Source organism: Streptomyces gardneri (assembly GCF_006539185.1).
Taxonomy (GTDB): Bacteria; Actinomycetota; Actinomycetes; order Streptomycetales; family Streptomycetaceae; genus Streptomyces; species Streptomyces gardneri.
The window spans coordinates 1-23,286 of the sequence record NZ_BJMN01000083.1; the positions used below are offsets into that span (position 1 = coordinate 1).

Annotated in this window: 22 protein-coding genes, 1 tRNA gene and 1 pseudogene; 11 read left to right on the forward strand and 13 right to left on the reverse strand. The window is 72.4% G+C overall.

Translation table 11 applies throughout. The annotated features are described in order from the left end of the window. Nucleotide 1 precedes the first annotated feature (1 nt). On the reverse strand, nucleotides 2-544 hold the full coding sequence (locus tag SGA01_RS38645) for a GNAT family N-acetyltransferase (protein ID WP_141302892.1): 543 nt from the start codon (nucleotides 542-544) through the stop codon (nucleotides 2-4). Between the two features lie 200 nt (nucleotides 545-744). On the opposite strand from SGA01_RS38645, the gene SGA01_RS38650 reads away from it, so the two are divergent. Beyond that, complete coding sequence (locus tag SGA01_RS38650; protein WP_229918215.1) at nucleotides 745-2,307, forward strand: MFS transporter; 1,563 nt, start codon at nucleotides 745-747, stop codon at nucleotides 2,305-2,307. Nucleotides 2,308-2,329: 22 nt separating this feature from the next. Here SGA01_RS38650 and SGA01_RS38655 read toward each other — a convergent pair whose 3' ends face one another. Beyond that, nucleotides 2,330-2,518 (reverse strand): DUF397 domain-containing protein, encoded by a 189-nt coding sequence (locus tag SGA01_RS38655; protein ID WP_055643055.1) that lies wholly within the window; start codon nucleotides 2,516-2,518, stop codon nucleotides 2,330-2,332. Then, nucleotides 2,515-3,381, reverse strand: a complete 867-nt coding sequence (locus SGA01_RS38660) for a helix-turn-helix domain-containing protein (protein WP_141302894.1) — start codon at nucleotides 3,379-3,381, stop codon at nucleotides 2,515-2,517. Before SGA01_RS38660 ends, SGA01_RS38655 begins: the two co-directional genes overlap by 4 nt. A gap of 104 nt (nucleotides 3,382-3,485) precedes the next feature. On the opposite strand from SGA01_RS38660, the gene SGA01_RS38665 reads away from it, so the two are divergent. Next, nucleotides 3,486-3,980 (forward strand): ATP-binding protein, encoded by a 495-nt coding sequence (locus SGA01_RS38665; RefSeq protein ID WP_174867687.1) that lies wholly within the window; start codon nucleotides 3,486-3,488, stop codon nucleotides 3,978-3,980. A gap of 117 nt (nucleotides 3,981-4,097) precedes the next feature. Beyond that, nucleotides 4,098-4,646: an NIPSNAP family protein gene (locus SGA01_RS38670; RefSeq protein WP_141302898.1), complete on the forward strand. Its 549-nt coding sequence runs from the start codon at nucleotides 4,098-4,100 to the stop codon at nucleotides 4,644-4,646. Between the two features lie 6 nt (nucleotides 4,647-4,652). Here SGA01_RS38670 and SGA01_RS38675 read toward each other — a convergent pair whose 3' ends face one another. The 3 genes from SGA01_RS38675 to SGA01_RS38685 form a co-directional block, all read right to left on the reverse strand. Continuing rightward, nucleotides 4,653-5,453: a hypothetical protein gene (locus SGA01_RS38675; protein ID WP_141302900.1), complete on the reverse strand. Its 801-nt coding sequence runs from the start codon at nucleotides 5,451-5,453 to the stop codon at nucleotides 4,653-4,655. 82 nt (nucleotides 5,454-5,535) lie between these two features. Then, on the reverse strand, nucleotides 5,536-5,838 hold the full coding sequence (locus SGA01_RS38680) for a hypothetical protein (RefSeq protein ID WP_141302902.1): 303 nt from the start codon (nucleotides 5,836-5,838) through the stop codon (nucleotides 5,536-5,538). A 100-nt stretch (nucleotides 5,839-5,938) separates the two neighbouring features. Then, nucleotides 5,939-7,225: an MFS transporter gene (locus SGA01_RS38685; RefSeq protein WP_229918213.1), complete on the reverse strand. Its 1,287-nt coding sequence runs from the start codon at nucleotides 7,223-7,225 to the stop codon at nucleotides 5,939-5,941. A gap of 77 nt (nucleotides 7,226-7,302) precedes the next feature. On the opposite strand from SGA01_RS38685, the gene SGA01_RS38690 reads away from it, so the two are divergent. After that, a complete protein-coding gene (locus tag SGA01_RS38690; protein ID WP_141302905.1) occupies nucleotides 7,303-8,154 on the forward strand; it encodes an ArsR/SmtB family transcription factor in 852 nt (283 codons plus the stop codon). Here SGA01_RS38690 and SGA01_RS38695 read toward each other — a convergent pair. The 4 genes and pseudogenes from SGA01_RS38695 to SGA01_RS38710 form a co-directional block, all read right to left on the reverse strand. After that, nucleotides 8,151-8,546 (reverse strand): annotated as a pseudogene (locus SGA01_RS38695) (VOC family protein). The gene SGA01_RS38690 and the pseudogene SGA01_RS38695 sit on opposite strands and share 4 nt — an antisense overlap. Before the next feature lie 11 nt (nucleotides 8,547-8,557). Beyond that, nucleotides 8,558-9,517, reverse strand: coding sequence for a coiled-coil domain-containing protein (locus SGA01_RS38700; protein ID WP_141302907.1), 960 nt, complete (start codon nucleotides 9,515-9,517; stop codon nucleotides 8,558-8,560). Between the two features lie 129 nt (nucleotides 9,518-9,646). Continuing rightward, nucleotides 9,647-12,328 carry an SUKH-4 family immunity protein gene (locus SGA01_RS38705; protein WP_141302909.1) on the reverse strand — a complete coding sequence of 894 codons (2,682 nt, stop codon included), beginning with the start codon at nucleotides 12,326-12,328 and terminating at the stop codon, nucleotides 9,647-9,649. A 7-nt stretch (nucleotides 12,329-12,335) separates the two neighbouring features. After that, complete coding sequence (locus tag SGA01_RS38710) at nucleotides 12,336-13,334, reverse strand: SMI1/KNR4 family protein (protein WP_055643048.1); 999 nt, start codon at nucleotides 13,332-13,334, stop codon at nucleotides 12,336-12,338. A 247-nt stretch (nucleotides 13,335-13,581) separates the two neighbouring features. Between SGA01_RS38710 and SGA01_RS38715 the strand changes: the two genes are divergently transcribed. Both SGA01_RS38715 and SGA01_RS38720 read left to right on the forward strand, forming a co-directional pair. After that, nucleotides 13,582-14,094, forward strand: coding sequence for a YwqJ-related putative deaminase (locus SGA01_RS38715; protein ID WP_141302911.1), 513 nt, complete (start codon nucleotides 13,582-13,584; stop codon nucleotides 14,092-14,094). A 10-nt stretch (nucleotides 14,095-14,104) separates the two neighbouring features. Continuing rightward, nucleotides 14,105-14,596, forward strand: coding sequence for an SUKH-3 domain-containing protein (locus tag SGA01_RS38720; protein ID WP_141302913.1), 492 nt, complete (start codon nucleotides 14,105-14,107; stop codon nucleotides 14,594-14,596). Between the two features lie 69 nt (nucleotides 14,597-14,665). On the opposite strand, the gene SGA01_RS38725 is transcribed toward SGA01_RS38720, so the two are convergent. After that, on the reverse strand, nucleotides 14,666-15,988 hold the full coding sequence (locus SGA01_RS38725; protein ID WP_141302915.1) for a sensor histidine kinase: 1,323 nt from the start codon (nucleotides 15,986-15,988) through the stop codon (nucleotides 14,666-14,668). A 134-nt stretch (nucleotides 15,989-16,122) separates the two neighbouring features. Between SGA01_RS38725 and SGA01_RS38730 the strand changes: the two genes are divergently transcribed. From SGA01_RS38730 to SGA01_RS38740, 3 genes are all read left to right on the forward strand, one after another. Beyond that, a tRNA-Gln gene (locus tag SGA01_RS38730) sits at nucleotides 16,123-16,194 on the forward strand. A gap of 109 nt (nucleotides 16,195-16,303) precedes the next feature. Beyond that, entirely contained in the window at nucleotides 16,304-17,752 is a 1,449-nt protein-coding gene (gene glmU / locus SGA01_RS38735) for a bifunctional UDP-N-acetylglucosamine diphosphorylase/glucosamine-1-phosphate N-acetyltransferase GlmU (RefSeq protein ID WP_141302917.1), read from the forward strand. A gap of 121 nt (nucleotides 17,753-17,873) precedes the next feature. After that, nucleotides 17,874-18,848: a ribose-phosphate diphosphokinase gene (locus tag SGA01_RS38740; protein WP_141302919.1), complete on the forward strand. Its 975-nt coding sequence runs from the start codon at nucleotides 17,874-17,876 to the stop codon at nucleotides 18,846-18,848. An 82-nt stretch (nucleotides 18,849-18,930) separates the two neighbouring features. On the opposite strand, the gene SGA01_RS41615 is transcribed toward SGA01_RS38740, so the two are convergent. Together SGA01_RS41615 and SGA01_RS41620 are read right to left on the reverse strand one after the other, a co-directional pair. Then, complete coding sequence (locus SGA01_RS41615; RefSeq protein ID WP_218037868.1) at nucleotides 18,931-19,815, reverse strand: serine hydrolase; 885 nt, start codon at nucleotides 19,813-19,815, stop codon at nucleotides 18,931-18,933. Next, nucleotides 19,812-20,759, reverse strand: coding sequence for a LysR family transcriptional regulator (locus SGA01_RS41620; protein WP_141302921.1), 948 nt, complete (start codon nucleotides 20,757-20,759; stop codon nucleotides 19,812-19,814). Before SGA01_RS41620 ends, SGA01_RS41615 begins: the two co-directional genes overlap by 4 nt. A gap of 86 nt (nucleotides 20,760-20,845) precedes the next feature. Here SGA01_RS41620 and SGA01_RS42650 point away from each other — a divergent pair, with 86 nt between their 5' ends. Both SGA01_RS42650 and SGA01_RS38760 read left to right on the forward strand, forming a co-directional pair. Beyond that, nucleotides 20,846-22,465: a penicillin-binding transpeptidase domain-containing protein gene (locus tag SGA01_RS42650; RefSeq protein WP_371866313.1), complete on the forward strand. Its 1,620-nt coding sequence runs from the start codon at nucleotides 20,846-20,848 to the stop codon at nucleotides 22,463-22,465. A gap of 179 nt (nucleotides 22,466-22,644) precedes the next feature. Further along, the gene (locus SGA01_RS38760; protein ID WP_141302923.1) at nucleotides 22,645-23,232 is read left to right on the forward strand and encodes a 50S ribosomal protein L25/general stress protein Ctc; all 588 of its coding nucleotides are present in this window, start codon (nucleotides 22,645-22,647) and stop codon (nucleotides 23,230-23,232) included. Nucleotides 23,233-23,286 lie beyond the last annotated feature (54 nt).

Here is a 23,286-nt window from a genome sequence, read left to right on the forward strand (position 1 = left end):
CCTAGCCCTTCGAGTCCGGCTTCCAGTCCTGGACGAGGAGGCCGAGCAGCACCTCGTCGAGGAACTCGCCCAGCACCCAGGCCGAGGAGCGCAGCAAGCCCTCGCGGACGAAGCCGTTGCGCTCGGCGGAGCGCAGCATGGCGGCGTTGTCGGCCAGCGTCTCGATCTGCAGCCGCTGCAGGCCGCGCACGACGAAACCGTAGTGGCACAGCGTCGCGACCACATCGGTGCCATAGCCCTTGCCGCGGGAGGACGGCAGCAGCCCGAGGCCGATGTGCGCGGCCCGGTGGTGGTTGTCGATGCCCCACAGCGTCGCGGTGCCGACCAGCGTGCCGCCGTCCAGCTCCACCACGGAGAAGGGGACGAGCCCCTGCTCCTTGTCGTCCACCACCAGCCGCGGATCCTTCGAACCGGGCGTGATCGGCCGCCACGGCGCGCCTTCGGCCCGCGAGGAGTTGACCACGTCGTCGTAGAGCTCGGCCCGCAGGATCGGGATGTCGTCCTCGTGCCGGGCCCTGAGCCCGACCTTGCTACCTCTCAGCATGCACGCTTCCTATCCGACCGGGCTGATCGGCGGCAAACCAATAAGGCAACTGCATTTGGCACTTCCCAGGCTCCCAGGGCCTGGAGGTACACCGCTGGGCCCCAGAAGATCCACCGGACAGGCCCTAGGGGTTCCTACGACCCCGGTACTGGTGAGACCCTGACGCGAACATTTAGGTGTACGAAGAAAGGAACCGTGCGGTGACCGAGTCCTCCACGACACCGGCGGGCACCCCCGCCGGGAAGGCCGGGCCCACCGCCCCCGCCTCCGGCTCACCGGCGGCCGCGCGACGCGGTCCCGTCGTGGCCGCGCTCATGCTCTGCATGGGGCTCGCCGCCATCGACGGCACGATCGTCTCGACGGCCGTCCCCCAGATCGTCGGCGACCTCGGCGGACTCGCCGTCTTCTCCTGGCTGTTCTCGGGCTACCTGCTCGCCGTGACGGTCACCCTGCCCGTATACGGCAAGCTCAGCGACACGTTCGGCCGCAAGCCCGTCCTCATCGCCGGGGTCATCCTCTTCGTCATCGGCTCCCTGCTCTGCGCCGCCGCTTGGAGCATGGCCTCGCTCATCGCCTTCCGCGTCGTCCAGGGCCTCGGCGGCGGCGCGCTCCAGGGCACGGTCCAGACGGTCGCAGCCGACCTGTACCCCTTGAAGGAACGCCCCAAGATCCAGGCGAGGCTCTCCTCCGTCTGGGCCGCGTCATCGGTGGCGGGACCGGCGGTCGGCGGCCTGCTCGCCGGATACGCCGACTGGCGCTGGATCTTCCTCATCAACCTGCCGATCGGGCTCGTCGCGCTCTGGCTGGTCACCCGCCACCTGGTCGAACCCCAGCGCGCCACGCCCCGGGAGAAGCCCCGGATCGACTGGGCCGGCGCGCTCGCCGTCTTCGCCACCGGGGCCCTGCTCATCACCGCGCTCGTCCAGGGCGGCGTCGCCTGGCCCTGGCTCTCCGCCCCGTCCCTCGGCCTGCTCGCAGGAGCGGCCGCCCTCGGCGCCCTCACCGTCGTCATCGAGCGCCGCGCGGCCGAGCCGATCATCCCCGGCTGGGTCTGGCGCCGCCGCACGATCGCCGCCGTCAACCTGTCGCTGGGCGCGCTCGGCCTCCTGATGGTCGCCCCGACCGTCTTCCTGCCGACGTACGCCCAGTCCGTCCTCGGCCTGGGCCCGATAGCCGCCGGCTTCGTCCTCTCGACCTGGACCCTGAGCTGGCCCATCACGGCAGCGCTCTCCAACCGGGTCTACACCCGCATCGGCTTCCGCCTCACCGCCGTCCTCGGCATCTCGGGCGCCCTGCTCCTGCTGCTGGCCTTCCCGTTCCTGCCGTTCCCCGGCGAACCGTGGCAGCCGGCCCTGCTGATGCTGCTGCTCGGCGGCACCCTCGGCCTCTTCCAACTCCCCCTGATCGTCGGGGTCCAGTCGACCGTCCCGTACGAGGAGCGGGGCACGACGACCGCCTCGGTCCTCTTCTGCCGCCAGGTCGGCCAGAGCGTCGGAGCGGCGCTCTTCGGCGCGATCGCGAACGGAGTGCTGGCGGCGCGGCTGGGCGGCGGCGCCGACCTGGACACCCTGGCCCGCGCCCTGGACGAGCCCGCGTCCCTCACCGCCGAGACGATGGACCGGCTACGACGAGCGGTCGACGCGGCGGTGGACTGGGTCTACCTGGGCGCGGCGGCAGCGGCGGCCCTGGCCCTGCTGGCGCTGCTGACCCTCGCGCCCCGCCGCTTCCCGGTACTGAAGGAGGCGGCGGGGGACGAGGACTGAGCGCGTACAAGCAGCGGTTGTACTACTCCGCTGCGGCGAGTCCGACGAACCCGGCCCAGGCGTCGCGCGAGACCCGGAGAGCGGGCCGGGCCACGTCCTTCGAGTCCCGGACGTGCACGGCTCCCGCGCAGGGGGCGACCTCGATGCACTGGCCGCCCTCAGCACCGCTGTAGCTGCTCTTGAACCAGGCGAGGGATTCCGTCTTCTTCATAGTTCTCCCAGCAACTTCTCGATGAACGCCAGCGACTCTCGCGGGGTGAGAGCCTGCGACCGGATGATCCCATAGCGGGCTGCGGCAAGAACGCCCTGTTTGGGGTCGGTCTCCAGAGCGCTGGTGCCCTGGGCCTCGGCGTAGACGAACCTTTTGCCGTCCTCGCGCGTGATGACGGTGAACGGCCCGTCCACGCCCGCACTGTCCTCACTGTCGAGCGGCATGACCTGGAGCTCGACGTTCCTCCGCTGGCCGATGAGGAGGAGCTGTTCCAGCTGCCCGCGGAGCACCGCCTTGCCACCGAGCTTCCGTCGCAGCACCGACTCGCACATGACGAAGCTCAAAAGCGGCTCGGGACGTCGGTCGAGGGTGTCCTGCCGGGCCAGCCGGGCGGTAACCCGCTGCTCGATCGTCTCCGAATCGAGCGGCGGACGTCGATTGCCGAGCAGCGCCCGCGTGTACTCCTCGGTCTGGAGCAAGCCATTGACCACTAGCGTGTCGTACGCCAGCAGCTCTATCGCCCGCTTCTCCAGCTGGGCCATCCCCTGGAAGAACGCCGGATACTGCGCCTTCTCCAGCTGGTCTTTCCACACCGTCAGCAGCCCGCCCGCGTCGAGCACCTCGTCCGAGCGGTCGATCGCGCGCGGCGGCGGGATCCGCCGGCCCTGCTCGAACGAGGCGATGGTCGACGCCGAGTAGCCCAGCCGCTTGCCGAGCTCCTCCCGCTCCATCCCCGCCCGCACCCGCAGCGTCTTCAGGCTCTGCCCGAAGGCCGTCACCACGCCCTTCCCGGACTTGTCCGCCGTCTGGCCGACCTCGGCCTCGGCCGCCTCCGGCTCCGCGCCCGCCCGCTCCTCCGCCAACGCGCCCCACCTCTCGTACCGGCACCGACAGGGCACGTACAAAGGCACTCGCGTCGGTGCGTCACCACTGGTCACGCTACGCCACCAAGAGGAGCTTGGTGAGCATGACGAGCAACAACGACAGCCCCACCGGCACCACCCAACTCTCCGTCCCCTCGCCTCACTTGGTCAGCAGGGTCTTCGCCCTGCGGTTCACGTCGACGGCCCGGGGCGCCCGGCTCGCGCGACGGCTGGTCGCCGTCCGGCTGGACGAGTGGGGCGTGCCGTACGGGGCCGGGGCGCACGACACCGTCGTGCTGGTCGCCGCCGAGCTGGCGACGAACGCGGTGCGCCACGGGCACGTGCCGGGACGGGACTTCCAGCTGGTCCTCCGGGTCACGGACGTGCCCCGGCCCGTCGCACGGATCGAGGTGTCCGACACCCGCACCGAGCGCGTACCGCCCCGACCCGGAAGGCTCCCCGGACCTGTCTCCGGGCCGGAACCGGCGGACGGGGGCCGGGGGCTGCTGCTCGTCGACGGGCTCGCCGAGCGCTGGGGCTGGCACCCGAGGGCAGGGGCACCGGGGAAGACGGTGTGGGCGGAGTGCGCCCTCACCTGAGAGGCCCGGCAATCGCTCGAAATCCACTGACAGGAGGTGTCAGCAGACCGGGTCTAGCCTGCGGCGCATGGACGACAACTGGACCATGACCCTCACCGGCACCGGGCAGGCCACCGCATGAGCATCGTCGAATTCCGGCAATACACCCTGCATCCCGGCACCCGGGAGACGTTGATCGAGCTGTTCGAGCGCGAGTTCGTGACCGGCCAGCAGGCGGTCGGCATCACCGTCGGCGGCCGGTTCCGCGACCTGGACGACCCGGACCGCTTCGTCTGGCTGCGCACGTTCCCCGACATGGAGCACCGCCGGCGCGCGCTGGAGGCGTTCTACACCGGCCCGGTCTGGCTGGAGCACCGTGACACCGCCAACGCCACCATGATCGACAGCGACGACGTCCTGCTGCTGCGCGGCCCGGGTTTCACGCCGGTGCCGGGCACGAGCGAGGTGGTCGCGACCGTCTGCCACCCCACCGACGCGGCCGACTTCGACGCGTACGCCTCCCGGCACCTGGGTCCGGGCCACGCGCTGCACCGCACCGAGCACGCCGAGAACGACTTTCCCCGCTTGCCCGTCCGGACCGGGGAAGACGTCCGGATCTGGTTCGGCCGGGCCGAGCCGGCACCCTGGCCGACCCGACGGCTGCGGCTGGAACCCGTGAAGCCGTAGGTCTCCTCACCGGCCCCGGCGGCTCTTTTTCTCTTCTCTTTCGATGAGCCTGAGCCCCTTGATCCAGTTCCGCATTCCTCTTGGGGGTTTATACATCGCATCTAAGCGCGCGTTGCGCGAACCGGCGGCCTCGCGGGCGCGTGCGCGCCTCAAACGCTTTTCACAATCCGCGTAGTATTCCGGCACCAGCCGCTCAAAGATTTCCAGCGCCGCCTCATCGTCGTCCGAAGTCGACGAATCTTCAAAAATTGCATCCCACAGCCTTGCGGCCATCAGGGCGCGCACGGCGAGCGTCGAATGCACGGGACCTTTGGGCATGGACATCCATTCCACAACCGCCGCTATGCGATGACCACATTCGAGCCGAAAATTCCCAGCCTCAAGCCTCACCGCCCTCTCGGTCCTGGAGGCGGCCACTTCTCCCATCCCACCGAGGCGAGTGAGCGCTTGCACGGCCTGACTCCTGTATCCGGGGTGCGAATGATATATGCGTTCGTAAGCTCGGACCGCCGATTCCTTTTCACCGACCACTTCGAGTTGCACGGCGACTGCGTATTCCCAGCCCCCCAGAGCGGTGAAATCCGGCAGACCGGCCAACGCTTCCATGGATTTCACGTCTTCCAGGACACCGTTCAATGCGGCAATGACAGTGTCACGGTATCTGCGCCCGTAGGGGATGAGCTCTTCGGCGGCTTTGTAACGCTCGTCGTAGGGCGCCGACCCGTCCAAGGCGACCAGCCGCATGCGCTCCGCATAAGAATCGTCGCCAAGGTGCACGGAGCCGATGACGCCGCCGGGGGCAACCACCCCCCTCACCTCGCCGAATATGTGCGTTTCGTACGTGCGCCCCTCTTCGCCGGAGTCACCGTCGGGGCGGCGGCCGCGCACTCTATCGGCCGGATCCGAAGTGGAGGTCGCCGAAACTGGCGCCGGGTGCGACCACCCCGTGGACCTCGCCGGTCGTCGTGTTGTAGACGGTATTTCCCTGCCGCTCCGGCAGGGATTCCCCCAACAGGCGGCGAAGTTCCGGGTCTTCGGCCATCGCAGCTTCCAGGAAGGAGGCAAGGTCGCCGATGGCTGCCTGCGCAGCGGCCTCGTCGGCCGCCCCTCCGGCGTCTTCGACGTCGCGCCCCGTGCGGCTCCGAATGACCGCTCGAACCCTTCTCGCCCCTTCGATCGCCGCGGTGGTCACGGGACCCGCTGCTCCACCGATTGCGGCGACAGCGGCTGCATAAGCAAGCGGATCCATGAACTCCCCTTGGGTCGACCGACCGTATTCACATGACGGATCATCAAGTATTCGTCCGGTGAAGGCAGTTGTCCAGGCCGACCCGCCGCCCCCGCATCACCACCAGCAGCAGCAGCGGCACCACCGCGAGCAGTTCGCCCAGGGCTCCTGCCCACAGCGCCGTCCGGACCCCCGCGTACTGGCCGAGGAGGCCGCCGGCGAGTGCGCCCAGCGGCATGCAGCCCCACACCACGAAACGGAAGGTCGCCGTCACGCGGCCGAGCAGCGGGGCCGGGGTGCGACGCTGGCGGAGGGCCACCGAGCTGATCCTGAAGGTCATGAAGGCGGTCCAGCCGAGGCCCTGGAGCACGCAGGCCACCGCGTACCGCCAGTCCGCGTGGAAGAACGGCAGCGCGAGCAGCCACAGCACCCCGCTGACCGCGACGGAGACGCACATCGCGCGCCCCTCGCCGAGGCGGGCGGCGATCCGGGTGGTCAGCAGGCTGCCGAGGAAGCCGCCGAGCGCCTCCGCCGTGAACACGAGCCCGCACAGGAACGGCGACAGGCCCAACTCCCCCGCGAGCAGCACGAGAAGCATCGACGTGCCGATCGTGCCGCAGAGGTTGGAGAGCGCGGCGGTGATCGTGAGCGCCCGCAGCAGCCGGTCGCGGAACACGAACCGCAGGCCCTCGGCGATCTCGTCCCGCAGCCGGGCCCCGGGGTGCCGCACGGGCTTGGGGTCGGGGCGGCGGATCCGGGAGAGGAACAGCGCGGAGGCGAGGAAGCTGAGGGCGTCGACGGCCAGCGCCACCGGGGCCGTCACCGCCGCGATGAGCGCCCCGCCCGCGCCCGGGCCGCCCGCCGCCGTGACCGTACGGGTCGCTTCGAGGGCCACGTTCGCCTCCACCAGCCGGTCCTCGTCGACCAGTTGCGGCAGGTGGCTCTGGTAGGCGATGTCGAAGAAGGCCGTCAGGACGGACAGCCCGAAGCCCACCCCGTACAGCTGGGCCAGCGTCAGGACGTCCAGCCAGGCCGCGAGGGGCAGGGTGGCGAGGAGCACCGCCCGGCCGAGATCGCCCACGATCATGACCCGGCGGCTGCGCATCCGGTCGACCCAGGCCCCGGCGGGCAACCCGAGGAGCAGGAAGCCCAGGTACTCGCACATCACGAGCAGCCCCGCCTCGAAGGGCGAGGCGCCGAGCGGGCCGATCGCCACGAGGGGAAGCGCGAGGACGGTGACGGCCGTACCGGCCTGACTGACGGTGTCGCCGATCCACAGCCGCCGGAAGTCCGCGAGGCGGAAGAGCCGGGGGCGCGTGGAAGCAAGGGAAGTGGAGGTGGTGGTGGTCATGTCGGCGAACACCATCACCGACGGCCCGACCCGACCATTGTTTTAGTCTGGGCGAAAAGCTCACGAAGAGGGGTCCCGTGGGGGAGATACGGTTCGGGGTCGACGACCTGGCACAGCTCCGGTTCGCGGTGTCCCCGCTGTGGGAGACGATCGCCGCTCTTCGGGCGAGCGCGGACCCCGGCTGCCACGCCCTCCATCTCCCCTGGATCAAACAGGCGTTGACGATCGGCCGGGACCGCACGGACCTGCTCGCGCACCTGCCCGAGCTCGACGCCCTCGCCCCTCCCCCGCGCTGCCCGCTCGCCGAGATCGAGGAGGAGCTCGCCGCCCTGACCGGGCCGCCCGAACTCGCCGATCTCCTCCTCGTCTGGTGGAGGGCAGGCGTACGCCCCCACTGGCCCCGGATCAGGGCCGTACTGGAGGCCGACCTCGCCTACCGCACGCGGCAGCTCGCCGAGGACGGCATCCAGGAGGTCTTCGCCCACCTCCACCCGAGCCTGCGATGGTCGGAGGACCGGCTGAGCTGGACCGGCCCGCCCGTCGGGAGGATCGCTCTCGACGGAGGCGGGATCACCCTCGCCCCGAGCGCCTTCACGGCCCGCTGCGTCCTGATCTCCGGGCGGGACGGCGTTCCGCCGTGCCTCGTCTATCCGGCGCGCGGGATCGGCACGCTGTGGGAGCGGCGGGCCGAGCCCGGGGACGGGCTCGCCCGGCTCCTCGGGCGCAGCCGGGCGGGGCTCCTGAGCCGTACGAGCACCCCGACCACCACCACGGGCCTCGCCGGGCAGACCGGGCTGAGCCTCGGCGCCGTCTCGCAGCACCTCGCCGTCCTGCGGGACGCGGGCCTGGTGACCGGGCACCGGTACCGGCGCGAGGTGTACTACCGGGCGAGCGAACTCGGCCTCGCCCTCCTCGAACGGACCCCTTAGACCGGGGCGTCCTGCGGCTTGCGCGGGATCGCCAGGCAGAACGGGTGGCCCGCCGGGTCCAGGACGACCCGCCACAGCTCCGGCTCGGGCTGGAAGGCCGGTACGGTCGCGCCCCACTCGACGAGCCGGGCCGCGGCCTCCTCCAGGTCGTCGACGTCGAAGTCGAGGTGCAGCTGCTGCGGCCCGTCCTGGCCGGGCCAGGACGGGGGCCGGTAGCCGTCGACGCGCTGGAAGCCGAGGAAGAGGCCCGACGAGCCCGGCCCCCGGGCGAGGCCGGCGAACTCGTCGTCGGACCGCTAGTGGAGCGGGAGTCCGGTGGCCTGCCGGTAGAAGGCGGCCAGGGCCATGGGGTCGGCGCAGTCGAGCGTGACCGCCGTCAGTCTCATCAGCATGGGAGGAGAGCCTACTTCGGCTCCCCGGAGCCGTCCGGGCCCTCCCCGGCGCCCAAGTCCCCCTGTTCCCGACCCTGTTCCGGAGCCGACTCCTCTTCGGGTTCGGGTTCCGGCGCCGCCACGCGGCCCGTCAGCGCCGCGAGCGAGTTGCGGATGTGCTCCATGTGCGCGTGGATCTCGTCCCGCGCCTCGTCGTGCTCCCGCAGCACCCGCTCCGTCTCGCGCTCGACCCGCTCCCCCTTCATCCGGGCCTCCGCGAGCACCTCCGCCGCCCGCGCCTCCGCGTCCTCCTGGCCGTGCCGGGCCTGCTCCTCGGTCTCCGCCAGGAACCGCTGCGCCTCCGCGAGCTTCTCCTCCGCGTAGGCCACCAGCTCCTCGTGGCGCGCGTCCAGGTCGGCCGCCTTGCCCTCCGCCGTGCGCTCGGCCTCGTCCCGGACGGCCGTCTGCTCGGCCCGCTGCTCCGCGAGGAGCTCCGCCGCGCGATGCTCGGTCTCCTCGAAGGCCTCCCGCGCCGCCGACCGCTGCTCCTGCGTCTCGCGGCACGCGTCCGTCGCCAGCTCCTCGGCCCGCTCGCGCGCGGCCGTCAGGCTCGCGCGGGCCGCCGACTCGGCCGCCGTCCTGACCCCCTCCGCGTAGGCCCGGGCCGACTCCTCCGCCTCCCGGCCCGCCGCCTCGGCCGCCTCCGCGAGGGCCTGAGCCTCGGCCTCCGCCGCACGGACGAGCGTCTCGTCCTCCTGCTCGGCCATCGCCAGGATGTTCCGCGCGCGCTCGCTCAGCGACTCGTACCGCTGCGGCGCGAGCGCCTCGACGGCCTCGCGCAGCCGCGCCGCCTCCGCCTCCATGTCCTTCGCGAGGACGGTGAGCCGCGCCGCCCGCTCCCACGCCCCGTCGCGCTCCTCGGAGAGCGCGGCGAGGTGGCGGTCGACCTGCTCGGGGCGGTACCCGCGCCCCCGCCCGACTGCGAAATTCATCCCTGACGCCCCTTCCGTCCTACGGCCCGACCCGTACAGGATGCGCCATCAGAACGGACAAAAGGCGCCCAACGTGGATACACGTCGAGCGCCTTTCGTCACATTCTGTCCAGCTGGACCTACATGCCCCTACAGAAGGCCGTCCCACATCTGCTCAAGCAGCACGGACCACCAGTTCTCCGGCGACGACAGCGCCGCCGGGTCCAGCATCGCCAACTGCGCCTGGAAATCGACCGTCCAGCGGCCCGCCTGCTCCGGGTTGAGCCCGAAACGCAGCCGCCACATCCGGCCGAGCAGCGCCATCGAGCGCGTGAACTCCGGCAGTCCGCTGTTCACGAACTGCGGCGGCACCGACTGCCCGCCCGGACCGGCCTCCACCGGCACCGCCACGATGTGCGCGGTCCCGTACTGGACACAGATCGCCCGGCCGAAGTCCGAACCGAGCACCAGGTACGAGCTCGCGTCCGGCGCCGACTGCACCTGTCGCTGAGCCGCCAGCTCCGCGAGCGTCGGCACGACCGGCATGGCCGGCTGCGCCCAGAAGAACGGCCCGAAGTCCGCCGGCAGCCCCGCCCACACGAGCGTCCGCGCCACCAGCTCCGGCACACCCTGACGCGACACCGCCTGCTGGTCGAAGCGCAGCACACCAGGACCGAAGGCCCCGGCCAGCTCCTGCGCGATCAGCTCCGGCGGAACCGGCGGCGCCGGCTGCACCTGCGGCAGCGGCGCCCGCACCGGCGCAGGACGCGCCGGACCGTCCGCGACCTGATGCAACTCGCCCTGGTGCGTGAGGAGTTGCCGCATGCCCTGCTGCCGGCCCGCGTGATCGCGACCGTACGGGGCGATGCTCGTGATCCGCGCCTGCGGCCACGTCTCCCGGATCATCCGCGCGCAGTAACCGCCCGGCAGCTCACAGGACTCCAGCTCCGTGTGCAGTTCGAGCACCTGCTGCGGCGGCACGTTCATCGCGCGCAGCTCGTGCAGGATCTGCCACTCCGGATGCGGGGTGCCCGGCGCCGAACGCCGGATGATCTGCGCCTCGGAACCGTCCGGCGCCCGGTAGCGCAGCACCGCCTGGTAGCCGGGACCCACCGTCGGCTGACCCGCGGCCTGCGGGTACCCGTACGCGGGAGGTACGGGCCCGGGGCCGGGCGGCGGCGTGTGCCCGCCGTGCACCGGCGGCGGCGGAGCCGGCGGACCCGGCGGCGGCGCCATCGAAGGACCGCCCGGCCCGGGGTGCGCCAGCATCGTCGCGGCGTGCGCGACACCACCCGGAGGCGTGCCACCACCGGGCACACCCGGCGGCGGCGGGGGCGGCGGAGGCGCGCCCGGACCACCCTGATTGGGGTGCGCCAGCATCGTCGCCGCCTGGTGCACGGGCTGCGCCGGCGTCGGCGGACCGGGAGGACCGGGCGGACCCGGCGGGGCGGGCTGCGGCGGGCCGGGAGGCTGGAGCCCCTCGGGCCCGAGCTGCGACACCAGCTGCGTCGGTACGTACGCGGGGGCACCCGACCCACCGGGCACACCGGGCGCGCCGGGCGGCGGAGGCGGCGACACCGGACCGCGCCCGCCCTTCGGCGGCAGCGCGGCCTTGCTCGTCGCGGCGTCCGCGATGTCCCCGGCCCCCGGCACCCGCGGCGCGGGCGGCGGAGGCGGCACACCGGGCCCGGCCGCCTGCGCGGGAAGACCGGGAGGCGTGGGAGGGCCAGGAGGCGTGGGAGGGCCAGGAGGCGTGGGAGGACCGGGAGGCGCGGGAGGACCGGGAGGCGCGGGCTGGACAGGAGGCGTCACCGGCGCCGAAGGCGGCGGAGCGGCCGGGTCGAGCCGCGGGGCCACCGCGGTCGGGGGCAGCGCGCTGCCCCCCTTCATCAGCGCGGTCGGCGCGTCGGCACCGACCAACGGAGGCGGGGTGTCCTCGTCGTCCGTCCCCGACAGCGGCGGCGCGAAGACGGTCGCGGGCAACGGAACCGCCCCGTCCGCACCACCGGAACTCGCGTTCGCATCCGCCCACGGACTCGGCGCGGGAGCGGGAGTGGGAGTGGGAAGGGGAGTGGGGGTCGATACGGGAGGAGCGGGAGGAGCGGGAGGCGATACGGGGGCGGGTGCCGGGGCCGGGGCCTGCGCGGGTACGGGAGCAGGCGCGGGCGGAACCGGCGGCGCCACCGGAGCAGCCGGGGCTGCCGGAGCCGCCGGAGCCGCCGGAGCGGGCGCGGCCTCGGCCACGGACACCGGCTCACGGTCACCGAAGTCCGACGGAGCCGAAGGCGCGGCCGAGGGCACGGGGGCCGAAGGCACCCCGACCGAAGGCGCGGGCACCGAAGGTGCGGCCGAAGGCGCGGGCGCAGCCGTGGCCGAAGGTGTCAGCGGGTCCGAGGCGTCGTCCACCGGCGCGGACGAACTCCCGCCCTCCTGCGACGCGTTCGGCCCCTGCGGCGGCAGTCCGATCCGGTCCGCCGCGTCCTGCAGCCACTCCGGCGGACTCAGCAGGAACGACGTCTGGTTCAGATCGATCCGGGCCGCCTGGGGCGCCGCCGGAGCGGCCGTCTCCTCCGGAGACCCGTACTCCTCCTCGTACCGCCGGATCACCTCGCCCACCGGCAGGCCCGGCCACAGCGTGGCCTCGCCGCTGTCGCGGGCGATGACCAGGCGCTGCCGGCCGCCGTCCGAGACCGGACCGCCCTGGCGGTCCTCCGGCCACACCACGAAGCCCAGCTCGAACTCCCGCACCCGCACCTCGCGGTGCTGGTACGCCGGCAGGTCGCCGTTGATCCATTCCTCGGCGCGCTCCTGCGCCTGCGCGAACGTCACCACAGCCAGTTCACTCCCCTACCGGGACCACGGGCACGGCGCGCGCGAAGCCGCCGTCCACCATCAGGTTCGCCACCGTCTCCAGCTCCGGCGGGTTGCCGGCGAGACGCTGCAGGAACGCGTCGAAGTCCTCGCCGCAGGGCAGCAGCAGCCGCTCCACCCGCTCGGCCACCGTCCAGCCCGCCGCCTCCTGCCCGGAGTCCCGCGCGTCGTCGTACGCGCAGAACCACACCGAGCCGATCGCGTCGCCCCGCACCTTCACCGCGACCAGACCGCCCTGGACGAAGGCGACGCCCAGATAGTCCTTGGTCAGGTGGTCGCGCAGACACTTGTTGACGTAGACGAGGTCGTTGGTCCCCGCCTGCTCCCGCACCGTGAAGAACGGCTGGTCGACGAGGAGCCCCAGCTCGGCGTCGAGCGCCGCGCCCACCGGCGCGCACCCGCCCGCCGCCTTCAGGAACGAGCGGTACGCGCCGGGCAGCCGGTAGCCGAGGTCCTCCTCGACGCCCTGGAGCTGGAGTTCCGACACCGAGACGAGCGTCTTCGGCAGGCCGAAGTGCGCGGGACGGGTCTCCTGGAGCGGCCGCGTGCCGCGCTTCGCGTGATCGACGGCGGCCGTCGCCACACCGCCGTGGTGGCGCAGCAGCGCCTTCACCTCGACCGGGACCAGCTCCATCCGGCGACTGCGCGCCACGTGGTGCCAGGTCCAGCCGTGCGGGGTCGCCACCGACGGGATCGTGTCCCACAGCTCATGACCGGTCGCCGCCATCGCCGCGTTCGCCGACACGTAGTCCGTGAGGCGCAGCTCGTCGACGCCGAAGCCCTCCGGAGGGTCGGCGATCTCCGCCGCCGCACGCGCGTACGGCGAGAAGTCCGGATGGCCGTGCTCGTCGATCCGTACCCCTCTGGGGTGACGGGTGGCGCGGACCGGATCCGGAAAATGCACGACCTGCCCGGCATAGGCCGCGTTCGGTGGCGCGGTGTCCTGCCCGAGCCGACCTGTCGTCATGGCGGTTGCCCCCTGCATTGGCGTCGCTGACTGCTGCTACCGACTGATCTGGCACAGCCTATGCGCTGCCACAAGAGCCCGAACGGCCCCCGCCCGACGGTGACCAAGTGTCACGACGCCATGACAGTTGCACCATGATTCCGACACACCGGCCCCACCGTTCGCGCCCCCAGCTTCCCCATATGGCTCCCTATTTGGCAGGCTGTGCACGCAACTCGGGGGATTGCAGGAGGGGAAGACCAGCACCATGCAAACAGCAACAACGCCCACACAGGGTGACCCACGCCTCAACTGGAGCAGCAGCGGCGAGGCCACGCGCGCGCCCTTACTGCTCCACCGCCGCGACGGCATCCTTCCCACCGTCGGGGCCGCTCTCTCCGTACGCGGCGAGACGCTCACGTGCACCGCGGGCCGCGGCGACCGCCCGCCTCTCCTGCACGCCCTCGTCCAGGACTTCCTGGACACCCTCACGAGTGGTCAGCGGGAACGCTTCACCGGGCGATGTCCCGAGGCGATCCTGCTCTCCCGGCACCTCACCGCCACCGAGAACGGGCGCTCCAAGCGCGCCCAGCGCAAGCCGCTCACCCCCGGCGAGGCCCGCCGGTCGCTCAAGCACGCCAAACTCACCGCCCGGCGCATCAGGGAGGACGGCGACCCCCTGCACGGCAGCTACGCGGCGCCCTGCCGCTCCTGTACGGCGATGCTCGCCCACTTCGGGGTCCGCCCCGTCGACCCCACGACGCCTGTCGAGAACGGCTGACCGCACACCCATGCCCGACCACCTCAGCACCACGCGCTTCCCGGTCAACGTCGACGCCGCCCTCCGCGAGGCCGGCTGGCAGCCCGGCCGCTGGGACATCAAGCTCGCCGAGGAGTGGGCCGACGCCCTGCGCGCCCACGTCTCCCCCGCCGGCCACCGGCACAGCGTCTTCCCCGCGGCCGTCGAGGCCTGGGCGGAGTTCGGCGGCCTGCGGATCACCTCGCCCGGGCACGGGCGGCAGATAGCTCCCACGACGGTCCGCTTCGACCCGCTCGCCGGACTCCACCTCGCGCGCACCCTCGCCGACCTGGGGCGGGCCCTGGAGAGCGAGCTCGCGCCGCTCGGCGAGGAGGGCGAGAACCAGGCGGTCCTGGCGATGGATGTCGAGGGCCGGGTCTACAGCCTCGACCACGCGGGCGACTGGTACCTCGGCAAGGACATCGACGCGGCGCTGTCGACCCTGATCAACGGCGTCCAGCCGACACGCCTGACGGCGGGCTAGGGGCAGCCCCGGCCGCCCCGCTCACCCTGCCGCCCCACTCGGCGCCCCGCGCGCAGCGACCGGCCCCGGTCACTCCGCGACCGGCAGCACGGCCGAGACCCGGAACCCGCCCGCGTCCGTCGCACCCGACACGAACACACCGCCGATCCGCAGGACCCGCTCCCGCATCCCGACGAGCCCGTTCCCGCCGCTCGGCAACTGCGCGTCGGCGACCTTGGTGTCGGCCGGACGGGGCCCGTTCTCCACCTGCATCGCGACCTCGGCCTCCCGGTGTGCGAGCCGGACCACGACCGCGGCGCCCACCGCGTGCTTGTGGACGTTGGTCAGCGCCTCCTGGACCACGCGGTACGCCGTACGCTCCACCTCCGGCGGATACGCGCGCGCCTCCCCCATCACGACCAGCTCCACGACGGCCCCGGCGAGCCGCGACTGCTCGCACAGCGCCTCCAGGGCGTCCAGGCGCGGCCCGTCGTCGGCGGCGGCCTCGGCGGCAGCGGCGGCGGCCCGTCCCACGGCGGCCAGCGGCACCGCGGCGGGGGCGACGGGAACGGCCTCCTCCCGCAGGACCCCCAGCATCTCGCGCAGTTCCGTCAACGCCTGCCGGCCCATGTCACCGACCAGGGCGGCGTTCCGCACGGCTTTCTGCGGATCCTTCAGGGCCACCGCCTGGAGCGCCGCCGCGTGCACCACCATCAGGGACACCCGGTGGGCGACCACGTCGTGCATCTCCCGGGCGATCCGGGTCCGCTCCTCCTGCCGTGCCCACTGCGCCCGCTGCTCGGCCCGGTCGGCCAGCAGCGACAGCTCCTGCTCCAGGCTGTCGGCCCGCTCGCGCAGGCTCTCCATGAGACGGCGGCGGGCCCCTATGTAGAGGCCGAAGAGCACCGGCGGCGCGTTGAGCCCGAGGGTCATGAAGAGCGACACGACGGGCACGTACCAGCCGCTCGGGTCGATGTCGGGCTGCCCGACGTCGGCCTGGGCGACGTCCTGCCGCATGCGCACGAAGGTCACGACGAAGACGGCGACCGTCGACATCGAGGCGAGCACGGCGGTGATGCGGCGCGGCACCTCGGAGGCGGCGAGCGTGTAGAGCCCGACGATCCCCATCAGGAAGCCCATCTCGGCCGGCGTGACGGCCATGGAGACGAGGACGACGGAGATGGGCCACCGCCGCCGTACGAGCAGCGAGGACCCGACGATCAGCCCGAACAGCACTCCCACGGGCACGGGCAGGCCGGCCGACTCGGCGAAGCCGATCCCTTCGAGCCCGCACTCCAGCGCGGACACGAGGGCGAGCCCCACATCAAGGACGACACTGCGCCGTCTCCCCCACCACCACCAACTCCCCGAACGAACGCCCACAGCGTCCCGGTCTGCCCCCGTCGCGGTCATGCCCTCCACCCTACGGGCGGGCACGTCACGCGGAGCGCGGAGCTATACCGTCGCATGGAAGGTGCCTGGTACGGCATAGTGGAGGCCGCCGGGGCACACGGCTGACGACTTGTCCGTTCTGGCCCCATACGCCATCCCCTGTGGTGTAATTGGCAGCACTGAGGCTTTTGGTGCCTTATGTCCGGGTTCGAGTCCTGGCGGGGGAGCTTCTTCATTCGGGTCCTGACCATCACGGTCAGGACCCGCGCTCATGTCCGGGCCCCGGCCCCCCGGTATCCTTCGTGCGTCCACCACCCAAAGCCGAAGGGCATTCCCGTGAGCGCCAACCGCCCGGCAGCCGTCGTCGTCCTCGCAGCGGGTGAGGGCACCCGCATGAAGTCGAAGACCCCCAAGGTCCTGCACGAGATCGCCGGACGTTCGCTCGTCGGGCACGTCGTGTCCGCCGCCCGGGAGCTCGAGCCCGAGCACCTCGTCGTGGTCGTCGGGCACGCCCGCGAGCAGGTGCGGGGTCACCTGGAGGCGCACTACGCCGGGACCCGGACCGCCGTCCAGGAGGAGCAGAACGGCACCGGGCACGCCGTGCGCATGGCGCTGGAGGAGCTGGGCAAGACGCCCGAGGGGACCGTCGTCGTGGTGTGCGGTGACACGCCGCTGCTGTCCGGCGAGACCCTCAAGGCCCTGGCCGGCACGCACGCCGCCGACGGCAACGCCGTGACCGTGCTGACCGCCGAGGTACCGGACTCCACCGGCTACGGCCGGATCGTGCGGGACGCGCAGACGGGCGCCGTGACCGAGATCGTCGAGCACAAGGACGCCTCCGCCGCGCAGCTCGCCATCCGCGAGATCAACTCCGGCGTGTTCGCCTTCGACGGGAAGCTGCTCGCCGAGGCGCTCGGCCAGGTCCGGACGGACAACAGCCAGGGCGAGGAGTACCTCACCGACGTCCTGTCGATCCTGCGCGAGGCCGGGCACCGCGTCGGCGCCTCCGTCGCCGGTGACCACCGCGAGATCCTCGGGATCAACAACCGCGTGCAGCTCGCCGAGGCCCGCGCGCTGCTGAACCAGCGGCTGCTCGAGCGCGCCATGATGGGCGGCGTCACGATCGTCGACCCCTCGTCCGTCCTCGTGGACGTGACCGTCACCTTCGAGGCCGACGCCGTCGTCCTGCCGGGTACGCAGCTGCTCGGCGCGACGCACATCGCCGAGGACGCCGTGGTCGGCCCGAACACCCGCCTCCAGAACACCCGCGTCGGCAAGGGCGCCCGGGTGGACAACACCGTCGCGGACACCGCCGTCGTGGGCGAGGGCGCCTCCGTGGGCCCGTACGCGTACCTCCGTCCGGGTACGAACCTCGGCACCAAGGCCAAGGCCGGCACGTACGTCGAGATGAAGAACGCGACGATCGGCGAGGGCACGAAGGTCCCCCACCTGTCATACGTCGGCGACGCGACCATCGGCGAGTACACGAACATCGGCGCCGCGAGCGTCTTCGTGAACTACGACGGCGAGGCCAAGCACCACACCACGGTCGGCTCTCACTGCAAGACCGGTTCGGACAACATGTTTGTGGCTCCCGTCACGATCGGGGACGGCGCCTACACGGCCGCCGGGTCCGTGATCACGAAGGACGTCCCGGCCGGTGCACTGGCCGTGGCCCGGGGCCAGCAGCGGAATATCGAGGGTTGGGTGGCCCGGAAGCGGCCCGGCAGCGCTGCCGCGCAGGCCGCTCTGGTCGCCTCGGAGGACTCCGCAAGCGAAAGCTGACCGGAAACGGGTGCGTCGAACTCGGCGTACCGTGATACGTGCACACAAATTCGGCTGGTTCGCACACGCGCTCGCAGGGCGTGGGACCGCGGCCAGAGAAAACGTCTGAGGAGACAGTGCTGTGACCGGGATCAAGACGACCGGCGAGAAGAAGCTGATGCTCTTCTCCGGCCGCGCCCACCCCGAGCTGGCCGAGGAGGTCGCGCACCAGCTGGGCGTCGGTCTCGTTCCCACCAAGGCGTTCGACTTCGCCAACGGTGAGATCTACGTCCGCTTCCAGGAGTCGGCCCGCGGTGCGGACTGCTTCCTGATCCAGAGCCACACGGCTCCGATCAACAAGTGGATCATGGAGCAGCTGATCATGATCGATGCGCTGAAGCGGGCCTCGGCCCGGAGCATCACCGTGATCATCCCGTCGTACGGCTACGCCCGTCAGGACAAGAAGCACCGCGGTCGCGAGCCGATCTCGGCCCGCCTGGTCGCGGACCTGCTGAAGACCGCGGGCGCCGACCGCATCCTGACCGTGGACCTGCACACCGACCAGATCCAGGGCTTCTTCGACGGCCCGGTCGACCACCTGTCCGCCCTCCCGGTCCTCGCGGACTACGTGGGTGCGAAGGTCGACCGCGCCAAGCTGACGATCGTCTCCCCGGACGCCGGCCGCGTGCGGGTCGCCGACCGCTGGTGCGACCGCCTCGACGCCCCGCTGGCGATCGTGCACAAGCGTCGTGACAAGGACGTCGCCAACCAGGTCACCGTCCACGAGGTCGTCGGTGACGTGAAGGGCCGCGTCTGTGTCCTGGTGGACGACATGGTCGACACCGGTGGCACGATCTGCGCCGCCGCCGACGCCCTGTTCGCGCACGGTGCCGAGGACGTCATCGTGACGGCCACGCACGGCATCCTGTCGGGCCCGGCCGCCGACCGTCTGAAGAACTCCAAGGTCAGCGAGTTCGTCTTCACGGACACGCTGCCGGTTCCGGGCGCCCTTGAGCTCGACAAGATCACGGTCCTGTCGATCGCGCCGACGATCGCCCGCGCCGTGCGCGAGGTGTTCGAGGACGGCTCGGTGACGAGCCTCTTCGAGGAGCACTGAGCCAGTAGGCAGCAGTAACGGGAAAGGCCGCTTCCCCCCGGTGGGGGGAGCGGCCTTTCTCATGCCCTGAGCGCGTCCACTCTCATGCCCTGAGCGCGTCCACCGCGATTCTCGCCGCCCCGCCGATCACCGCGTCCGCCGCCGGCAGCGTCACGTCCGTGGAGGCCGCCCGGGTGAAGACGGCCACGGCGTACCGGCCGCCGTCCGGGTACTCGACGACGCCGGCCTCGTGGCGGAGCGTGGGCAGGGAGCCGGTCTTCCCGCTGACCCGCACGTCGTCGAAGGGGAAGCCCGCGGCGAGCCGGTGGCTCCAGGCCTGGAGGCCGAGGAGGGCCCGCAGCTCCTCGCCGTACTCCCCGGCGCAGACCTCGTCGCGCCAGACGGCGGCGAGGAGGGCGGTGATCTCGCGCGGGGTGGAGCGGTTGGTGCGGGTGGGGTCGAGGGCGCGGAGCCGGGCGACGACGGCGGGGTCGGTGAGCGCGGCGGGTTCGCCGGCGGCGTCCTCGCGGACGGTCGCGAAGAGTTCCCGCATGGTCTGGACGGCGTGGGTCCGGGTCAGTCCGAGGCCGGTCATGGTGGCGTTGACGGTGTCGAGGCCGAGGGCGTCCCAGAGGAGGTCGGCGGCGGTGTTGTCGCTGACGGCGACGGCGAGGCTCGCGAGGTCGCGGAGGGAGAGGCGGGCGGCGTCGCGCATGACGGAGAGGCCGGTGGCGCCGGGGGCGCGGTCCTCGGCGGGGATGGCGGGGATTTCGACGGGACGGGTCGGGTCGATGAGGCCGAGCGAGGACTGCCGGTAGAGGGTGGCGACGAGGCAGAGTTTGTGGACGCTGGCGGTCGGTACGAGGGTGTCGGAGCCGATGCCGAGCGCGGTACCGGTGTCGATGTCGACGGCGTGGAGCAGTCCGGTGACGCCCGCGTCGGCGAAGGCCGCGGTGATGCGGCGGCGGGCGGCGGCGTGCGCGGTCACAGGGGGAACTCCGATGCGGGGCGGGGGAAGACCATCCTCGCCGACGGGGCGGTGCGCATGTCCGCGTGCTCGCGGAGGACGGCGTGGGCGGTGTCGGTGAAGAGGCGTACGGCGGGGCTGTCCTTGCCCTCGGGCCAGGCGGTGGAGGTGCGCCAGGTGAGGGGGGTGCCGCGCAGGGGGCGCCAGACCGTGCCGGCCTCGTCGGGGGTGCGGGGCACGAGGGCGACGGCGCCGCCGGAGAGGACGAGGCCGCGGGTGAAGTCGGGTCCGTTGGCGGCGAGGACGGTGGCGGGGGTGCAGCCGTGGCGGGCGCAGGCGGTGAGGGTCTCGTCGTGGAGGGCGGGGGCCTCGGCGCGGGGGAAGAGGACGAGGTCGCGGCCGGTGAGGGCGGCGGCGGGGAGTTCGGGTGGGCCGGCGAGCGGGTCTCCGGCGGCGAGGAGGGCGCCGAGGGGCTGGTGGAGGGTCGGGCCGAAGGCGAGGCCGGGGGCGGGGCAGGGGTGGCGGACGATGCCGACGTCGAGGGTGCCGGCGGTGAGTTCGGCGGTCTGGTCGGCGGTGGGGAGTTCGCGGAGTTCGAGGGTGGCGCCGGGTGAGTGGGCACGGAAGGCGGTGAGGAGGGCGGCGACGGCGGTGGCGCCGAGGCCGGGCGGTACGGCGGCGCGGAGGGTGCCGACGGCGCCGCTGTGGACGCGGGCGACGGTGGCGGCGAGCCGGTCGGCCGCGGCGAGGAGGAGGTCGGTCTCGGCGAGGACGAGGCGGCCCGCGGGAGTGAGGGTGGCGCCGCGGGCGCCACGGTCGAGGAGACGGACGCCGAGTTCGCGTTCGAGGCGCTGGATGCGCTGGGAGAGGGACGGCTGGGCCATGCGCAGGAGGGCGGCGGCCCGGCCGAAGTGCTGTTCCTCGGCGACGGTCCTGAAGTACCGCAGGTGCAGGAGCAGGTCCATGAGCAGCAAGGATAGGCATTCACCTATGCCTTTCATGGCCATATGAGTCTTGGACCTGTCGTACGCGTGTCTGTTTCGCTGCCGGTATGACGACTCATCGGGCAGGCGGAGGAGCAAGGCGGGTGCGGCGGCGCTGGCCCGCGGTGGTGGTGACGGGTGCGCTGGTCGCGGGGGCCGCGGGGTGGGCGGTCGTGTACGGCCCGCTGCAGGGGGACGAGCCGCCGAGGACGGTCGATCCCGAGGCGGTACGGACGGCGCGGGCGTTCCTGGGCAGCTGGGCGGCGGGGGATCTGCCGGCCGCCGCGCGGCTGACGGACTCGCCGGCGAAGGCCGAGGAGACGCTGCGGAACTTCACGGCGGGCCTGGAGATCGCGAAGCCGGTGCTGACGGCGGGTGCGGCCCGCGTGGACGGTGCGGCGGAGGAGGGTGCCCGGGTGCCGTTCCGGGCGAGGATGCCGGTGGCGGAGCTGGGGACGTGGTCGTACGGCTCCGAACTCGCCGTGGCGCGTACGGAGGCGGGATGGCGGGTGCGGTGGGAGCTGCCGCTGATCCATCCGCAGCTCGACGACAAGCAGCGGTTCAAGCTGGTGGAGGAGGAGTCGGCGGAGCTCGCGGCGGTGGACCGGGACGGGAAGGCGATCTCGGCGGCGGAGCACCCTTCGCTGGTCTCGGTGCTGGGCCTCGGTGGCGGGAAGCCGCGGGGCGAGGTGCAGGTCGTGGACCGGATCACGGGCGAGACGAGGTCGACGGCGGTGCGGTTCGGGCCGCAGCCCGGGGAGGGCGGCGGTCCGCTGCGGACGACGATCGACGCACGGACGCAGCGGGCGGCGGAGAAGGCGCTGGCCCGGCACACCGCCGGGCGGAACGCGGGTCTCGTGGCGGTGCGGATCGACAGCGGCGAGGTGGTCGCGGTGGCGAACGGGCCGGCCGGCGGCTTCAACCGGGCCTTCCAGGGCACGTACGCGCCGGGGTCGACGTGGAAGGTGGTGACGAGTGCGGCGCTGCTCGCGAAGGGGGCGGTGACGCCGGAGTCGCGGGTGGACTGCCCGAAGTACCTGACGGTCGGCAAGCAGTTCCACAACGTGGAGACCTCGGAGATCCCGGGGGCCTCGTTCCGTGAGGACTTCATCCATTCGTGCAACACGGCGTTCGTGGCGCTGCGGGGGCGTCTCACGAACGACGAGATGACCGTGTTCGCGAAGGAGTACTTCGGGATCGGCCCCGAGTGGAAGACCGGGGTCGGTTCGGTGGACGCCGAGGTGCCGGTGCCGGCGGGTGAGACGGAGAAGGCGGCGGCGCTGTTCGGGCAGGGCAGGCTGCGGACGAATCCGCTGGCGATGGCGTCGGTGACGGCGACGGCGGTGTCGGGGACGTTCCGGCAGCCGCTGCTCGTGCGCGGGACGGAGCAGCCGGCGGTGGCGACGAAGCCGCTGCCGGGGGCGGTGGTGAAGCAGCTGCGGTCGCTGATGCGGGACACGGTGACGGAGGGTTCCGCGAAGGTGCTCGCGGGGGTGCCGGGCGAGGTGGGGGCGAAGACGGGGACGGCCGAGGTGACGGAGGACGGGAACAACAACGGCTGGCTCGTCGCGTACGACGGCGAGATCGCGGTGGCGTGTGTGGTGGAGGGGGCGCAGAGCGGTTCGGGGTCGGCGGGTCCGGTCCTGCGTGACCTGCTGACGGAGCTGGCGGGCGGGGCCGCCGGTTGATCCATTTGGGCGGTCCGGTGGCGGCGGGTAGACTGCCGTAGTTGCTCGGCGAGGGAGGCCGTACCCGTACGGATGTACAGGGTCACGACTGTCCGTTATCGACGCGCTCTTCGTAGCAGGCCAACGCCAGTCGTGGCCGGGTGACCACTTGTTTCGTCACCTTCTACGAGGAGTGCAACATGTCCGAGGTCAAGCTCGCCGCTTCCGTCCGCACCGAGTTCGGCAAGGGTGCTTCCCGCCAGCTCCGTCGCGCCGCCCTGGTCCCCACGGTCCTCTACGGCCACGGCACGGACCCGGTCCACATCTCCCTCCCGGCCCACGAGCTCGGTCTGGCGCTGCGTACGCCGAACGTCCTGCTCTCCCTGGACATCGAGGGCACCAGCGAGCTCGCGATCCCGAAGGCCGTCCAGCGTGACGCCATCAAGGGCTCCCTCGTGCACGTCGACCTGATCCTCGTCAAGCGTGGCGAGAAGGTCACCGTCGAGATCCCCGTCCAGGCCGAGGGCGAGCTCGCCGCCGGTGGCAACCTGCTGGAGCACGTGCTGAACACGCTCTCCGTCGAGGCCGAGGCCACCCACCTCCCCGAGGCCGTCACGGTCTCCGTGGAGGGCCTGGAGGCCGGCGCCTCCGTCCTCGCCAAGGACATCACCCTCCCGGCGGGCTCCACCCTGGTGACCGACGCCGACGCCGTCGTCCTCCAGGTCCTGGCCGCGCAGGCCGAGGAGCCGGCCGCCGAGGCCGAGGCCACCGAGGGTGCGGAGGCCTGAGCCGTAGGCTCTGCCTGACGTGACGGGGTGACGGGCCGTACGGCCCGTCACCCC

Excerpts from the sequence above, each read along its gene's own strand:
- SGA01_RS38685 (WP_229918213.1), bottom strand. The coding sequence starts at position 7,225 with ATGACCACCACCACCTCCACTTCCCTTGCTTCCACGCGCCCCCGGCTC.
- SGA01_RS38710 (WP_055643048.1), bottom strand. The coding sequence starts at position 13,334 with ATGACGACAGGTCGGCTCGGGCAGGACACCGCGCCACCGAACGCGGCC.
- SGA01_RS38715 (WP_141302911.1), top strand. The coding sequence starts at position 13,582 with ATGCAAACAGCAACAACGCCCACACAGGGTGACCCACGCCTCAACTGG.
- SGA01_RS38655 (WP_055643055.1), bottom strand. The coding sequence starts at position 2,518 with ATGAAGAAGACGGAATCCCTCGCCTGGTTCAAGAGCAGCTACAGCGGT.
- SGA01_RS38725 (WP_141302915.1), bottom strand. The coding sequence starts at position 15,988 with ATGACCGCGACGGGGGCAGACCGGGACGCTGTGGGCGTTCGTTCGGGG.
- SGA01_RS42650 (WP_371866313.1), top strand. The coding sequence starts at position 20,846 with ATGACGACTCATCGGGCAGGCGGAGGAGCAAGGCGGGTGCGGCGGCGC.
- SGA01_RS41620 (WP_141302921.1), bottom strand. The coding sequence starts at position 20,759 with ATGGACCTGCTCCTGCACCTGCGGTACTTCAGGACCGTCGCCGAGGAA.
- SGA01_RS38760 (WP_141302923.1), top strand. The coding sequence starts at position 22,645 with ATGTCCGAGGTCAAGCTCGCCGCTTCCGTCCGCACCGAGTTCGGCAAG.
- SGA01_RS38645 (WP_141302892.1), bottom strand. The coding sequence starts at position 544 with ATGCTGAGAGGTAGCAAGGTCGGGCTCAGGGCCCGGCACGAGGACGAC.
- SGA01_RS38700 (WP_141302907.1), bottom strand. The coding sequence starts at position 9,517 with ATGAATTTCGCAGTCGGGCGGGGGCGCGGGTACCGCCCCGAGCAGGTC.
- SGA01_RS38665 (WP_174867687.1), top strand. The coding sequence starts at position 3,486 with ATGACGAGCAACAACGACAGCCCCACCGGCACCACCCAACTCTCCGTC.
- SGA01_RS38670 (WP_141302898.1), top strand. The coding sequence starts at position 4,098 with ATGAGCATCGTCGAATTCCGGCAATACACCCTGCATCCCGGCACCCGG.
- SGA01_RS38720 (WP_141302913.1), top strand. The coding sequence starts at position 14,105 with ATGCCCGACCACCTCAGCACCACGCGCTTCCCGGTCAACGTCGACGCC.